Raw genomic sequence first — 13,812 nt, 5'->3', positions numbered from 1 at the left:
CTGGAGCAGGTGCCGGACCTTTCGGACCGGCACCGACCGCATCACTGCTGCCGGCGACGCTCACGCAACCTCGTCTTTGCCGATGTAGGGGAGATTGGCCGCCATCTTGCGAATAACCTTCAGTGCCGTAGCCCGATCTGCGTCGGAGATGCCTTCAAGAATCTCGGCGCGGACGCGAGAGGCCAGCGCATCGATCTCGCCCGCAATCACCTTGCCGGCATCCGTCGTGTGGATCCTCTTGGCGCGGCGGTCCGTTTCGGCGGGGCGCCGCTCGATGAATTTTTGGCCTTCCATCGCGTCGAGAATGCGAACCAGCGTCGGGGTCTCGAGCTCCAGCAATTCGGCAAGTTCGCGCTGGTTGATCCCGTCTTTCTCCGCCAAGGCAAAGAACACGCGGGCCCTCGCCAGCGTCATCCCACGCTTGCGCACGAGCGCATCAAAGCCAGACCGTAACTTTCGGTTGAAAGCGGAGAGCTCATCGAAGAATTCACGGCTTGTCGCTTTGTCGGGCATGATCCACGCTTCTCTTGTTTTTGCACTTCTCAGATTACCGGCTTCTATAGTCTTTTCAAGCAAGGCTTGCCCCCATTCGGCTGCTTGCGAGTGTTAAACACGTTAAACTTTGCAGCGTTAAGCGTGAGTCGTCGATCTGCGTCTTGACGATCGTCAACATGTGAGTTTTTCGTTTTTTTGACCCTGTGGACAACGGGCATAGCCGGCGCGAATCGCCCCTGCCCCGATCATTATCGTTTGATCACCCTTGACGGCCGGGATCACAAGGGCGAACACCGCGCTAGATAGAGACGAGGGATCGAGATGGATGTCATGAACGACGCAGCGCGCAAAACTGGCGCGACTTCTCCCACCGAGCAGCATTATCGCGAAGCCCCGAACAACATCGAGGCGGAGCAGGCATTGCTCGGCGCCATCCTCGTCAATAACGACGCCTACTACCGCGTCTCGGACTTTTTGAAGCCGGCCCATCTTTACGAGCCGCTGCATCGCCGCATCTTCGAGGTTGCCGGCGACATCATCCGCATGGGCAAGATTGCCAATCCGGTGACGATCAAGACCTTCCTGAAGGCCGACGAAAAGGTCGGCGACATGACCGTCGCGCAGTATCTGGCGCGCCTTGCCGCCGAAGCCGTGTCGATCATCAATGCCGAGGATTACGGTCGCGCCATCTACGACCTGGCGCTCCGCCGCGCGCTGATCACCATCGGCGAGGATGTCGTCAACATCGCCTATGACGCGCCGCTGGACATGCCGCCGCAGAGCCAGATCGAGGACACCGAGCGGCGCCTGTTCGAGCTTGCCGAAAACGGCCGCTACGACGGCGGCTTCCAGGCCTTCAACGACGCCGTGGCGATGGCCATCGACATGGCGGCTGTGGCCAAGGAGCGCGACGGTGGACTTTCCGGCATCTCGACCGGCATCCACTCGCTCGACAGCAAGATGGGTGGCCTGCAGCGCTCGGACTTGATCGTGCTCGCCGGACGCCCGGGCATGGGCAAGACGTCGCTTGCCACCAACATCGCCTACAACATCGCTGCCGCCTATGAGGGCGAGGTGCAGGCCGATGGCTCGATGAAGGCCAAGAATGGCGGCGTCGTCGGCTTCTACTCGCTGGAAATGTCGTCGGAACAGCTCGCCACGCGTATCATCTCCGAGCAGACGGAAGTCTCGTCGTCTAAGATCCGCCGCGGCGACATCAACGATGCCGATTTCGAAAAGCTCGTCGCCTGCTCGATGATGATGCAGAAAGTGCCGCTTTTCATCGACCAGACCGGCGGTATCTCGATCGCCCAGCTTGCCGCCCGCGCCCGCCGCCTGAAGCGGCAGCGCGGCCTCGACGTGCTTGTGATCGACTATATCCAGCTGATGACCGGGTCTGGCAAATCCGGCGAGAACCGCGTGCAGGAAGTCACGCAGATCACCACGGGCCTGAAGGCGCTCGGCAAGGAGCTGAACGTGCCGATCATCGCCCTGTCGCAGCTGTCGCGTCAGGTGGAAAACCGCGACGACAAGCGGCCGCAGCTTTCTGACTTGCGTGAATCGGGCTCGATCGAGCAGGACGCCGACGTCGTGCTGTTCGTGTTCCGCGAGGAATACTACGTCAAGAACCAGGAGCCGCGCGATCCGGCCGACCCGAAATACAACGAATGGGAACAGCTGTTCGACAAGGTCAAGGGCACTGCCGACGTGATCATCTCCAAGCAGCGCCACGGACCGACCGGCACGGTCAAGCTCGCCTTCCAGGCCGAATTCACCCGTTTTGCCGACCTCGCCGATGGCTCGTTCACGCCCTACGAAGAGCATTGAGCGGCCTGCTCCTTCACACGGCAGCATTCTGTCTTCATTTCAACTGGAATCATCCCTATCATGGCCGGAGACACCCCTCTCCGGCCACGTTCATTTGAGGTTTCATGACCGACCTTTTCGAAGACTTCGCTGACGACCAAGACGCCTTTGATGCCGCCGGCCTGCGGCTGACCGTCGATCTCGGGGCGCTGGTTGCCAACTGGCAGGACATGGCGCGCCGTTCGGGGCGAGCCCGTACGGCTGCCGTCGTCAAGGCGGATGCCTATGGCCTCGGCATCGAGGAGGTTGGGGAAACGCTGTATATCGCCGGTGCCCGCGACTTCTTCGTCGCCACGGCCGAGGAAGGCGTGACACTCCGGCTTTATGCGCCTGATGCACGGATCTTCGTGCTTGCCGGCATCTGGCCCGGCATGCAGCGCTTGTTCTTCGAAAACGACCTGGTGCCGATCATCTCCTCCGAGGAACAACTGGCCTTCTGGATGTCGGTACTCTCCGAATACGGCGAATACCCCTGCGCTTTGCAGGTAGACACCGGCTTCAATCGGCTTGGGCTGACAGTGCCGGAGGCATTGGCGCTGGCCGACGACGTGTCGCGGCCGGCCAGTTTCTCGCCGGTCCTGGTTGTCAGCCATCTCGCCTGCGGCGACGATCCGGCGTCGCCGATGAACCGGCAACAACTCGATTCATTTCGGCAGGTTAGCGCCGCCTTCGAAGGGATCGAATCAAGCCTTTCGGCTTCTGCCGGCATCTTTCTCGGACCGGAATATCATTTCGACCTGACCCGCCCGGGCATTGCGCTCTACGGTGGCGAGGCCGTGCCCGGCGTTGCCAATCCGATGCGGCCCGTCGCCACCGCCGAGGCCCGCGTCCTGCAGGTGCGCAACGTCAAGGCTGGCGAAGCTGTCAGCTACGGCCGCGCCATGCAATTGACCCGCGACAGCCGCTTGGCCGTCGTCTCCGCCGGCTATGCCGACGGCTACATGCGCAGCCAGTCGAGCGGCGGCGTGCCGCTGCGCCGCACGGGAATCGAGGCCGGCCACGGCTTCATCGCCGGCCACCGCGTGCCCGTCGCTGGCCGTATCACCATGGACCTGACGATCTTCGACGTCACCGACCTGCCTGAGGGTCTTGTTCGGGCCGGCGACTACGTCGAATTGTTCGGCAGCAACATCCTCGTCGACGACGCTGCGCGTGCCGCCGGCACGATCGGCTACGAGATGCTGACCAGCATGGGGCTCAGGCACCAGCGGCGGTATTTAGTCGAGGAATGAGGGACTTTCCTCTATCGTTTCGCTGTGATAAACGTGAACAAAAGGAGATCGGGATGACGGATATCCATCTCAGCGAGCAGGACCGCGCGTTTATCGAAGATCAGGTGCAAACCGGCATTTATGAGAGCGCCGACGCCGTCGTCGCCGCTGGGTTAAGGCTGCTGGGGAGCAAAGATGGCAAAGTGTTGGAGCTGCGGCGCCTTCTGCAGGAGGGCCTCGACGACGTCGAAGCGGGACGCGTGTACGAATACAGGACGGCCGAAGACCTGCTGATGGACATCCAGCAGATGGCCGCTTCCCACCCGCCGAAGATGGGGTCCGATCATTAAGCAACGGCGGCTCATCTGGTCCGGCACAGCGCGGGCCGATCTCATCGAGCAATATCGCCATATCGCCGAAAGCAATCCCCTTGTCGCAGACCGCTTCATCCTCACTCTCGAGCGGAAGGTTCGTTCGCTCGCCAGACTTGGTCTGACCGGCGTCAGTCGTGACACTCTGAAACCCGGCATGCGAAGCTTTGCCTATCGCCAGCGAGTCATCTACTTCGTCGTCAGAGATCAGGAGCTTTTTGTCATCCGCATCCTGCACGGCCATCAAGACACCTCGCATGAAGACTTTACCGAAAGCAGCTCCTAATGGCCAAGGCCAGAACTCAATTCATCTGTCAGAACTGCGGCACGATCCATAATCGCTGGGCGGGCAAGTGCGAATCCTGCGGCGCCTGGAATACCATCGTCGAGGAAGACCCGATGGGCGGCATCGGCTCGGGGCCCGGCCGCGTGCCGAAGAAGGGCAGAGCCGTGACGCTGGTGGCGCTGTCCGGCGAGATCGAGGAAGCACCGCGGATTTACACCGGCATTTCCGAACTCGACCGGGCAACGGGCGGCGGCTTCGTGCGCGGGTCGGCGGTTCTGGTGGGCGGCGATCCCGGTATCGGCAAATCGACCCTGCTGATGCAGGCCGCCGCCGCGCTAGCGCGCCGTGGCCACAAGATCGTCTACGTATCGGGCGAAGAGGCTGTGGCCCAGATCAGGCTGCGGGCGCAGCGGCTCAAGGCGGCAGATACCGACGTCATGTTGGCAGCAGAGACCAACGTCGAGGATATTCTGGCGACGATCGCCGAAGGCAAGCGCCCGGACCTCGTGATCATCGATTCCATCCAGACGCTGTGGAGCGAGCTCGCCGATTCGGCACCGGGCACGGTGACCCAGGTCAGAACGGGTGTGCAGGCGATGATCCGCTTTGCCAAGCAGACGGGTGCGACCATGGTGCTGGTCGGCCACGTCACGAAGGACGGGCAGATCGCCGGTCCTCGCGTCGTCGAGCATATGGTCGATGCGGTGCTTTATTTCGAGGGCGACCGCGGCCATCACTACCGCATCCTGCGCACGGTCAAGAACCGCTTCGGCCCGACCGACGAGATCGGCGTCTTCGAAATGTCGGACATCGGCTTGCGTGAAGTCGCAAACCCGTCCGAACTGTTTCTCGGCGAGCGGAATTCCAAATCACCGGGCGCTGCCGTCTTTGCCGGCATGGAAGGCACGAGGCCGATCCTCGTTGAGGTCCAGGCGCTGGTGGCACCGACGTCGCTCGGTACGGCGCGGCGGGCGGTGGTTGGCTGGGACTCGTCGCGGCTGTCGATGATCCTTGCGGTGCTGGAAGCCCATTGCGGCGTGCGGCTCGGCAGCCACGACGTCTACCTCAACATTGCCGGTGGTTATCGGATTTCGGAGCCAGCAGCCGATCTCGCCGTTGCCTCTGCACTGGTTTCATCCCTTGCCGGTATTGCCCTTCCCGCCGATTGCGTCTATTTCGGCGAAGTCAGCCTGTCTGGGGCCGTCAGGCCCGTCGGTCATACCGCACAGCGCCTGAAGGAAGCCGAGAAGCTGGGCTTTGCGCAAGCGCTGCTGCCCTCCGGCTCGGCCGAGCTGCCCAAGGGTAGTGGCGGACGCTGGAACGAGATCGAAAGCCTGACCGACATGGTCGTCAGGGTGGCTGGTTCGAAGGGCGCGCTGCGGCAGACGGAAGACGAAGACTGAGCTCTTGTCGCCCCGGGCGACGAAGCGAGACGCATTCAGGCAGACGGTAGCCATGGCGCCCATGGCAGGTCTTGGAGTGGATTATAAATGCCCATTACGATTTTCGACGGTATTGTTATCGGCGTCGTGCTGTTTTCCGCCGTTCTCGCCATGGTGCGTGGTTTTTCGCGGGAAGTGCTGTCCATCGTCAGCTGGGGTGGCTCGGCTGTGGCGGCCTACTACCTTTATCCGAAGCTGGTTCCTTACGCCAAGCACTATACGGACGATGACCGTATCGCCATCGTCGGCTCGGCCGCCGTGGTCTTCCTCGTGGCGCTCATCATCATCTCCTTCATTACGATGAAGATCGCCGATTTCATCATCGACAGCCGCATCGGCGCGCTCGACCGCACGCTCGGCTTCCTGTTCGGCGCCGCTCGTGGCGTGCTCTTGTTGGTGGTAGCCGTCGCTTTCTGGAACTGGCTGGTCGACGAGGCCCATCGCCCGGCCTGGGTGAACAACGCCAAATCCAAGCCTTTCCTCGATTCGCTGGTCGTCAAGTTGGAAGCCGCGCTGCCGGAGAAATTCGCGCAGATGATCCGCACCAACGTCATCGACAAGATCCAGCCTGAACGGCAGCAGCTGAACGACGACAGCACGGCGCCCAGCGACGCCGCTCCGTCCGACGACACGCCGGCCGCGCCCGCTTCGCCGACCACGACGCCCGCCGCTCCGGCGACGAACAATTGACACTGAGTTTACAGCCTTGACCCGCCCGGCTGGCATCGCCATCTGAACGGAACCCGACACCATTATCCGGCCCGGCATTTCGCCCGGCCGGATTTTCAGTTATTTTGGATCCCAGCCCCCGCGCTGCCCGAACCCCGTGAGAGCAAAGGCCTTCAGCCATGACCCTGTCACCCTCATCTGCACTCGATAACGACATCGACGGCGACACGCTGCACGAAGAATGCGGCGTGTTCGGCATTCTCGGCCACGCGGACGCTGCGACGCTGACGGCGCTCGGCCTGCACGCCCTGCAGCACCGGGGCCAGGAAGCGGCCGGCATGGTCGTCTTCGACGGCCAGCGCTTTCATTCGGAGCGCCGCATGGGGCTGGTCGGCGACCACTACACCGATCCGGCAACGCTCGCCCGCCTCCCCGGCGACCGCGCCATCGGTCATGTGCGCTACTCGACCACGGGCGAGACAATCCTGCGCAACGTCCAGCCGCTGTTTGCAGAACTTGAGGTCGGCGGCATCGCCATTGCCCATAACGGCAATTTCACCAACGGCCTGACGATGCGGCGCATGCTGATCGCCGACGGCGCCATCTGCCAGTCGACCTCGGACACCGAAGTCGTGCTGCACCTTATCGCCCGTTCCAAGCACCCCTCCTCCTCCGACCGCTTCATCGATGCGATCCGTCAGATGGAAGGCGGATATTCGATGCTGGCGATGACGCGCACCAAGCTCATTGCCGCCCGCGACCCGATCGGCATCCGGCCGCTGGTCATGGGCGAGCTCGACGGCAAGCCGATCTTCTGTTCCGAGACCTGCGCACTCGACATCATCGGCGCGAAATACATCCGCGACGTCGAAAACGGCGAAGTCATCATCTGCGAGATCCAGTCGGACGGCTCGATCACCATCGATTCGCGCAAGGCCGAACAGCCGGAAGCGGAACGGCTTTGCCTGTTCGAATATGTCTACTTCGCCCGGCCGGATTCGGTCGTCGGCGGCCGTAACGTCTATGTCGCTCGCCGCAACATGGGCATCAATCTTGCCAAGGAAGCGCCTGTCGAGGCGGACCTCGTGGTTCCGGTGCCTGATGGCGGCACGCCGGCTGCGATCGGCTATGCCCAGGCAAGCGGCATCCCCTTCGAACTCGGCATCATCCGCAACCACTATGTCGGCCGGACCTTCATCGAACCGACCCAGTCCATCCGCGCCTTCGGCGTCAAGCTGAAGCATTCGGCCAACCGTGCCATCCTCGAAGGCAAGCGCGTCGTGCTTGTCGACGATTCCATCGTGCGCGGCACGACGTCGGTGAAGATCGTCCAGATGATCCGCGAAGCCGGCGCCAGCGAGGTGCATATCCGCGTCGCGAGCCCGATGATCTACTTCCCGGATTTCTACGGCATCGACACGCCCGACGCCGACAAGCTGCTGGCCAACCAGTATGAAAACCTGGAAGCCATGTGCGCCTTCATCGGGGCCGACAGTCTTGCCTTCCTGTCGATCGACGGCCTTTACCGCGCCGTTGGCGGTGCACCGCGCAATCCGGATGCGCCGCAGTTCACCGACCACTATTTCACCGGCGACTATCCGACCCGGCTGCTCGACCGGGAAAGCACCAACAATGTCCGCAAGCTCTCTGTGCTCGCCGGCAACGGCTGAGGGCCGCGTTTGATGCTTTGACCGATTTGCCGTTATGGGGCATATACTTGCCCATAACATCGCAAACGGAATTCGGCATCATGAGCGTCAACCTGCAGGACAAGATCGCCCTGGTCACCGGTGCCTCGCGCGGCATCGGCTACTTCACTGCGCTGGAGCTGGCCAAGGCCGGTGCCCATGTCATCGCCTGCGCGCGCACCGTCGGCGGGCTTGAAGAACTGGACGATGCCATCACCGCTGCCGGCGGACGGGCGACGCTTGTTCCCTTCGACCTTGCCGACATGGATGCCATCGACAGGCTCGGTGGCTCGATCTTCGAGCGCTGGGGCAAGCTCGACATCCTCGTCGCCAATGCCGGCGTGCTCGGCACGATTTCTCCGATCGGCCATGTCGAGGCTAAGGTCTTCGAGAAGGTCATGACGATCAATGTTACGGCCACCTGGCGGCTCATCCGCTCCGTCGAGCCGCTGCTGATGCGCTCCGACGCCGGCCGAGCGGTGATCCTCTCCTCTTCCACCGCCCACAAATGCCGGCCCTTCTGGGGCCCCTACTCTGCATCCAAGGCTGCCGTCGAAGCGCTGGCACGGACCTGGGCCGGAGAAACACAGGGCACGCCGCTGCGCATCACCAGCCTCGACCCCGGAGCCACCCGCACGGCCATGCGGGCACTGGCGATGCCGGGCGAAGATCCGGAAACCGTGCAGCATCCCCGCGCTGTCGCCGACGTCATCATGGGACTGGTCGGGCCCGAGGTGACGGAGACGGGCAAGCTGTTCGTGGTGCGCGAGAACAAGCTGGTGGACTATAGACTGCCGGAATAGATAGTATTATTCGAATTCATGTATACTATAGATCCTGTCATTTAATTGACTGGGAGATTTATTATGGATTCGGATAAATCATCAAAAATACCAAACACCTATATTGATGTAGACACGCTTAAGGCATCGAAGATACCGTTTTTCATATCTCTAATTTCCATATTGGGAATATGCTTCTTCGCTGCCTTTGAAAATATGACCGGCAATCATTTTTTTGGCGCGGTCAATGCCGGGGATTTACCAATTTACAGGCTTTTGGTACCAAACATAATTTACATTATACTCACGCTATGCGCCCTTATTTTTGCTTATATTGGCTACAGATTAACGGTGGCCTCAGGCGCTACAGCTGCTCCTGTGATTCCGCCTCAAGATTATGAGCTCTTATCGCCGCTGATTTCCGAAGGTAAGACGGAATCCATCGATCAATATGTAAGATTGAGTAGCTTGACGAAGTTCACGGGAACCTTCACCCAGCTTGGGCTGACCGGCCTTCCCCTCGCGACAATTTTTCTGACCCTGTTTTTTTCGGTGCTGACGATAATCGGCGGTTCTAGCTTCTTGGACCTCACAAAACTCACGCTCGGCGCTTTTATTGGATCATTTGTCCAGCGTCAGGTCGAACGAGGCTCCAACAGCAGTTCTAAAGACCGTAGTTTGCTAGGTGAAGCAAAGGTGCCCAGAGAAAGGATTTAGTAGGCAAGGGCGAAGATCCGGAAACCGTGCAGCATCCCCGAGATGTCGCTGATGTCATCATGGGACTGGTCGGGCCCGGTGACGGAGACGGGCAAGCTGTTCGTGGTGCGCGAGAACAAGCTGGTGGACTATAGGCTGCCGGAATAGATCTCTGGGATTCGGCGTCTGGCCCGACTCTCGACAGAAACGGTTCCGTCCGACATTGTCGATCGTGAGCGGCGCGCGGCTTGACAGCACGCCTGCCGCCGGGAGCGCCTATGATTTCACTGTTATTCTGGGTGGCCATCACCGGACAAAGCGCCGCCTATCCAGCCGACGTCGCAGCTTTTCTCGATCGAAGGACGCAATGCACCCATTGGGCCGGTGAAGATCCCTACGACAAGGACAGGGAGGCCGAGATCATCGCAGCCATGACAAAGCTGAGATGCGAAGCTGTCGAAGGCGCTGAACGAAAACTTCGCTTGCGATACCGCGACGTGAAGACGGTGATCGATGCACTTGACTTTGAGTAGACCCGATCGATCTACCGACTTAACGCGCAAGTTGAATTGTCACAGCGCTTCACGCGGGGCCAGGCCCTGCGGTCCAAAGGAACGCAATGCTGAACCGCCGCCTTCTGATCTGGTTCGTCTGTGCCGGACTATCGCTCAGTCCCTACATCGCCTTGGCTGACAACACCGGCTTTCCCGAAGGTGCAGAGCAGGCGACGACGCTTCAGGCAAGCGAACTGATGATGAAGGCGCCCCCACTCTTCAAAGCAGGACGGAAAGAAGAGGCCGTGTTCTGGTACTACGCCGGACAGCTCCGCGCGCGCGCCGTCATGAAAGCCTATCCCGACCAGGATCCATCGGGCGGCCCGGCGTTGTTCGGCGCCCTCTTCGAAACGATAGGTCCCGAGATCAACGGCTGGGCCTTTGGCGACATTCCCCAGTTGCAGCGAACAATTGCGTCCGTCCTTGAGTGGGACAGGCTGCATCCTGATTCTTCGATACCAGCGGCGGCGAAGGAAGCTACGCGATCCGGACTGGAGAAGCTCAGCCTCCAGATCGGTCAAAACGCCGACCAGATCCGCCGAGAACGCGCGGCAAATGGACTTCCAAACCGGTGAGCGCCCAGAGACAGCGCTAGGGGCGTCAGTAAAATGCACGACCGCATCCGCGATGCGTGCCCTCCTCTTGACCGAAATCTGATCCCGCGCCATAAAGCCAGCCATGAAAACGACGATCTGCATCATCTGCCGGAAAATTATTCGCTAGCGCACCGCTGGCCTGGCCGTTTTCGTCTCCCCATTGCGCAAAGATGAGAAACGCCCGGTCCGCCGGCCGCGACGATTTTTCGATCGTGCATCTGGGAGAGTGGACATGGGCGGGACGCCTGAGCTGAAATTTTACAATACGATGACGCGCGAGAAGAGCGTGTTTGTGCCGATCGATGCGAACAATGTCCGCTTCTACGTCTGCGGCGTGACCGTCTACGATTTCGCCCATATCGGCAATGCTCGCCCGGCCATCGTCTTTGACGTGATGTTCCGGCTGCTCAGGCATGTCTATGGCCCTGACCACGTGACCTACGTGCGCAATATCACTGACGTCGACGACAAGATCAATGCGAGGGCGCTGCGCGAGTATCCCGGCATGGATCTCAATGCCGCCATCCGACTGGTGACCGAAAAGACCGACAAGCAATATCAAAAGGACGTGGCCGCACTCGGCTGCCTCGAGCCGACTGTGCAGCCACGCGCCACCGACAACATCAGCCAGATGATCGAGATCATCGAGGCGTTGGTGACGAAGGGCCATGCCTATGCGGCGGCGGGTGAAGTCCTGTTCGACACGAAGTCGATGGCCGATTATGGCCAGCTGTCGAAGCGCCCGCTCGACGAGCAGCAGGCCGGTGCCCGCATCGCCGTCGATGTCCACAAGAAGAATTCAGGCGATTTCGTGCTGTGGAAGCTGTCCGATGCCGACGAGCCGGGCTGGGAAAGCCCATGGGGCCGTGGGCGACCGGGCTGGCATATCGAATGCTCGGCGATGAGCAGCCGCTATCTCGGCGATGTCTTCGACATCCACGGCGGCGGCCTCGACCTGATCTTTCCGCACCACGAAAACGAGATCGCCCAGTCGCGCTGCGCCCATGGCACATCTGTCATGGCCAATGTCTGGATGCACAACGGCTTCCTGCAGGTCGAAGGCCGCAAGATGTCGAAATCCGACGGCAACTTCGTCACCATCGCCGAGCTGCTGGAAACCGACAAGCTCGGCGGTCGGACATGGCCGGGCGAAGTCTTGCGGCTGGCGATGCTGATGACGCATTACCGCGAGCCGATCGATTTTTCGGTGAAGCGGCTGGAGGAAGCGGAGCGGCTGATCGCCAAGTGGCCGGTGGCAGGCCCCTCTGACGCGGCACCGGATGCCTCCGTGGTCGATGCGCTGGCCGACGATCTGAACACCGTTGCCGCCGTCCAGGCATTGCATGCGCTTGCCCAGGCCGCCAATGCCGATCCGGCGGTGCTGCCGGTGTTTGCCGCAAGCGCTGCGCTGCTCGGTGTGCTGCCCGAGAAAAAGGACGTCGGCGCCGATCTGACGGCGGCGATCGATGCGCTGGTGCAGATGCGGCTCGAACTGCTGAAAGCAAAGAATTTTGCCGAAGCGGACCGGGTGCGCGACGAGTTGTCTGCCAAGGGCGTGCAATTGAAGGACGGCAAGGACGCTGCGACAGGCGAGCGGGTAACGAGTTGGGAGATCAAGCGGTGACACCTGCTGCTGCCGTGGCATACCCCCCTCTGTCACCTTCGGTGACATCTCCCCCACAAGGGGGGAGATTGGGTGGGTGCGGCAGCGTCCATGCGGATACGGTAACCTCTCTTGATCTCAGGCAAGTATTGCCAGAAACTCCAGTGGTAGTGACGGGGCAAGACCGTGCCGCCAGCCAATCTCCCCCCTTGTGGGGGAGATGTCACGCAGTGACAGAGGGGGGTAACGTGCCGCATACGCCCATCCCGCCGAAAATGCGCGCCAATGCCCGCCAGATGCGCAAAGCCCTCACCGACGCAGAACTGAAACTCTGGAACGAGCTGCGCGCCCATCGCCTGATGGGTCTCAGTTTCCGCCGCCAGATGCCGATCGCCACCTACATCGTGGATTTCGCCTGCCCGAGCCATCGGCTGATCGTGGAAGTCGATGGTTCCCAGCACGGCGCCTCGGAGGCCGTCTCCTACGACCAGCAGCGAACGATCCGCCTGCAGCAAGACGGTTGGACAGTTCTGCGCTTCTGGAACGACGACATCCTCAAGGACATAGACGCCGTCTGCCTTCATATCGTTCTCACCAGCGGAGAGACATGATGACCCATCTTAGCCTTTCCGGCGGCTGCCAATGCGGTGCCATCCGGTTCCGCGCCGAGGGTGAACTGACGTCCTCGGTCTGTTATTGCCGCATGTGCCAGAAGGCGTTCGGCGCCTATTATGCGCCGCTTGTCTCGGTGCGGAAGACCGAATTTCAGTGGACGCGCGGCGCACGAAAGATCTACCAGTCCAGCAATGTCGTGGCGCGCGGCTTCTGCGGCGATTGCGGCACGCCGCTGACTTACGAAGCGCCTGACGGCATGGCCATTGCGGCCGGAGCCTTCGACGATCCGGGGGCGATACCACCGAACGTCCAGTTCGGCACCGAGGGCAAGATCGGCTTTGTCGACACCATCCATGCCTTGCCGGCGCGCACGACCGACGAGGATCTCGACGACGAGCCGTTCCTCGATGGTCTCGTCTCCTACCAGCATCCCGATCACGATACGGCCCAATGGCCGGCGGAGGCGAAGAATGGCTGAGACGGCAAGAAGCGGTGGTTGCCAATGCGGAGCGGTGCGGTTTCGGGCGGAAAAGCTCGGGCGTCCCTCGATCTGTCACTGCCGCATGTGCCAGAAGCAGTTCGGCAACTTTTTCGGGGCTTTCGTCACGGCAGACCAGGCGCACCTGACCTGGACGCGCGGTCAGCCCAGCCTGTTTCGATCCTCGGCAAAAGTGAAACGTGGGTTCTGCGGCAAATGCGGCACGCCGCTCGCCTATCTCCATCCAGGTGGCGTCGAGTTGGCGATTGGCGCCTTCGACCAGCCGGAACTGCTTGAGCCGCAAGTTCAGGTGAACGTCGACAAGCGGCTTCCATGGATCGATCACCTGTTCGAGAAGCCCGCCCACAGCAGCCCGGAGATGGAGGCCTTCTTTGCGTCCGTCGAGAGCTATCAACACCCTGACCACGATACGGCGGAATGGCCGCCGAAGGACGCATGA

The 13,812-nt window shown here is 61.2% G+C and carries 16 protein-coding genes and 1 pseudogene; 16 read left to right on the top strand and 1 reads right to left on the bottom strand.

Annotation, left to right across the window (positions count from 1 at the left end; all coding sequences use genetic code 11):
* Window positions 1–60: 60 nt before the first annotated feature.
* Window positions 61–513: a MarR family winged helix-turn-helix transcriptional regulator gene (locus VH564_RS03485; RefSeq protein WP_423338410.1), complete on the bottom strand. Its 453-nt coding sequence runs from the start codon at window positions 511–513 to the stop codon at window positions 61–63.
* A 312-nt stretch (window positions 514–825) separates the two neighbouring features.
* On the opposite strand from VH564_RS03485, the gene VH564_RS03480 reads away from it, so the two are divergent.
* The 16 genes and pseudogenes from VH564_RS03480 (at window position 826) to VH564_RS03405 (ending at window position 13,812) form a co-directional block, all read left to right on the top strand.
* The gene (locus tag VH564_RS03480; RefSeq protein ID WP_423338409.1) at window positions 826–2,322 is read left to right on the top strand and encodes a replicative DNA helicase; all 1,497 of its coding nucleotides are present in this window, start codon (window positions 826–828) and stop codon (window positions 2,320–2,322) included.
* A 104-nt stretch (window positions 2,323–2,426) separates the two neighbouring features.
* Window positions 2,427–3,593 carry an alanine racemase gene (alr, locus tag VH564_RS03475; protein WP_423338408.1) on the top strand — a complete coding sequence of 389 codons (1,167 nt, stop codon included), beginning with the start codon at window positions 2,427–2,429 and terminating at the stop codon, window positions 3,591–3,593.
* Window positions 3,594–3,646: 53 nt separating this feature from the next.
* Window positions 3,647–3,922 (top strand): type II toxin-antitoxin system ParD family antitoxin, encoded by a 276-nt coding sequence (locus VH564_RS03470; protein WP_423338407.1) that lies wholly within the window; start codon window positions 3,647–3,649, stop codon window positions 3,920–3,922.
* Entirely contained in the window at window positions 3,915–4,229 is a 315-nt protein-coding gene (locus tag VH564_RS03465; RefSeq protein WP_423338735.1) for a type II toxin-antitoxin system RelE/ParE family toxin, read from the top strand. Before VH564_RS03470 ends, VH564_RS03465 begins: the two co-directional genes overlap by 8 nt.
* On the top strand, window positions 4,229–5,632 hold the full coding sequence (gene radA / locus VH564_RS03460; protein WP_423338406.1) for a DNA repair protein RadA: 1,404 nt from the start codon (window positions 4,229–4,231) through the stop codon (window positions 5,630–5,632). Before VH564_RS03465 ends, radA begins: the two co-directional genes overlap by 1 nt.
* An 87-nt stretch (window positions 5,633–5,719) precedes the next feature.
* Window positions 5,720–6,361 carry a CvpA family protein gene (locus tag VH564_RS03455; protein WP_423338405.1) on the top strand — a complete coding sequence of 214 codons (642 nt, stop codon included), beginning with the start codon at window positions 5,720–5,722 and terminating at the stop codon, window positions 6,359–6,361.
* A gap of 158 nt (window positions 6,362–6,519) precedes the next feature.
* Complete coding sequence (gene purF, locus VH564_RS03450) at window positions 6,520–8,010, top strand: amidophosphoribosyltransferase (RefSeq protein WP_423338404.1); 1,491 nt, start codon at window positions 6,520–6,522, stop codon at window positions 8,008–8,010.
* A gap of 80 nt (window positions 8,011–8,090) precedes the next feature.
* The gene (locus VH564_RS03445) at window positions 8,091–8,831 is read left to right on the top strand and encodes an SDR family NAD(P)-dependent oxidoreductase (RefSeq protein WP_423338403.1); all 741 of its coding nucleotides are present in this window, start codon (window positions 8,091–8,093) and stop codon (window positions 8,829–8,831) included.
* Window positions 8,832–8,894: 63 nt separating this feature from the next.
* Window positions 8,895–9,527, top strand: a complete 633-nt coding sequence (locus VH564_RS03440) for a hypothetical protein (protein ID WP_423338402.1) — start codon at window positions 8,895–8,897, stop codon at window positions 9,525–9,527.
* An 8-nt stretch (window positions 9,528–9,535) separates the two neighbouring features.
* Window positions 9,536–9,674, top strand: a pseudogene (locus VH564_RS03435) (oxidoreductase); the annotation flags it as partial.
* Between the two features lie 110 nt (window positions 9,675–9,784).
* Window positions 9,785–10,039 carry a hypothetical protein gene (locus tag VH564_RS03430; RefSeq protein ID WP_423338401.1) on the top strand — a complete coding sequence of 85 codons (255 nt, stop codon included), beginning with the start codon at window positions 9,785–9,787 and terminating at the stop codon, window positions 10,037–10,039.
* Window positions 10,040–10,191: 152 nt separating this feature from the next.
* Complete coding sequence (locus VH564_RS03425; RefSeq protein WP_423338400.1) at window positions 10,192–10,635, top strand: hypothetical protein; 444 nt, start codon at window positions 10,192–10,194, stop codon at window positions 10,633–10,635.
* 253 nt (window positions 10,636–10,888) lie between these two features.
* Window positions 10,889–12,280 carry a cysteine--tRNA ligase gene (gene cysS / locus VH564_RS03420; RefSeq protein WP_423338399.1) on the top strand — a complete coding sequence of 464 codons (1,392 nt, stop codon included), beginning with the start codon at window positions 10,889–10,891 and terminating at the stop codon, window positions 12,278–12,280.
* A 227-nt stretch (window positions 12,281–12,507) separates the two neighbouring features.
* The gene (locus VH564_RS03415) at window positions 12,508–12,870 is read left to right on the top strand and encodes an endonuclease domain-containing protein (RefSeq protein ID WP_423338734.1); all 363 of its coding nucleotides are present in this window, start codon (window positions 12,508–12,510) and stop codon (window positions 12,868–12,870) included.
* Entirely contained in the window at window positions 12,870–13,352 is a 483-nt protein-coding gene (locus VH564_RS03410; protein WP_423338398.1) for a GFA family protein, read from the top strand. The genes VH564_RS03415 and VH564_RS03410 overlap by 1 nt, the downstream gene beginning before the upstream one ends.
* A complete protein-coding gene (locus VH564_RS03405) occupies window positions 13,345–13,812 on the top strand; it encodes a GFA family protein (RefSeq protein ID WP_423338397.1) in 468 nt (155 codons plus the stop codon). The genes VH564_RS03410 and VH564_RS03405 overlap by 8 nt, the downstream gene beginning before the upstream one ends.

The organism is Rhizobium sp. HT1-10 (assembly GCF_049472505.1).
In the GTDB taxonomy this organism is placed as follows: Bacteria; Pseudomonadota; Alphaproteobacteria; order Rhizobiales; family Rhizobiaceae; genus Rhizobium.
The sequence above is the reverse complement of the archived record's forward strand: the minus strand, read 5'-3'. Positions and strand labels throughout refer to the sequence as shown.

Bases quoted from the DNA above. Each gene is read 5' to 3' on its own strand.
- VH564_RS03485 (WP_423338410.1), bottom strand. From the start codon at position 513: ATGCCCGACAAAGCGACAAGCCGTGAATTCTTCGATGAGCTCTCCGCT.
- VH564_RS03480 (WP_423338409.1), top strand. From the start codon at position 826: ATGAACGACGCAGCGCGCAAAACTGGCGCGACTTCTCCCACCGAGCAG.
- alr (WP_423338408.1), top strand. From the start codon at position 2,427: ATGACCGACCTTTTCGAAGACTTCGCTGACGACCAAGACGCCTTTGAT.
- VH564_RS03470 (WP_423338407.1), top strand. From the start codon at position 3,647: ATGACGGATATCCATCTCAGCGAGCAGGACCGCGCGTTTATCGAAGAT.
- radA (WP_423338406.1), top strand. From the start codon at position 4,229: ATGGCCAAGGCCAGAACTCAATTCATCTGTCAGAACTGCGGCACGATC.
- VH564_RS03455 (WP_423338405.1), top strand. From the start codon at position 5,720: ATGCCCATTACGATTTTCGACGGTATTGTTATCGGCGTCGTGCTGTTT.
- purF (WP_423338404.1), top strand. From the start codon at position 6,520: ATGACCCTGTCACCCTCATCTGCACTCGATAACGACATCGACGGCGAC.
- VH564_RS03445 (WP_423338403.1), top strand. From the start codon at position 8,091: ATGAGCGTCAACCTGCAGGACAAGATCGCCCTGGTCACCGGTGCCTCG.
- VH564_RS03440 (WP_423338402.1), top strand. From the start codon at position 8,895: ATGGATTCGGATAAATCATCAAAAATACCAAACACCTATATTGATGTA.
- VH564_RS03430 (WP_423338401.1), top strand. From the start codon at position 9,785: ATGATTTCACTGTTATTCTGGGTGGCCATCACCGGACAAAGCGCCGCC.
- cysS (WP_423338399.1), top strand. From the start codon at position 10,889: ATGGGCGGGACGCCTGAGCTGAAATTTTACAATACGATGACGCGCGAG.
- VH564_RS03410 (WP_423338398.1), top strand. From the start codon at position 12,870: ATGACCCATCTTAGCCTTTCCGGCGGCTGCCAATGCGGTGCCATCCGG.
- VH564_RS03405 (WP_423338397.1), top strand. From the start codon at position 13,345: ATGGCTGAGACGGCAAGAAGCGGTGGTTGCCAATGCGGAGCGGTGCGG.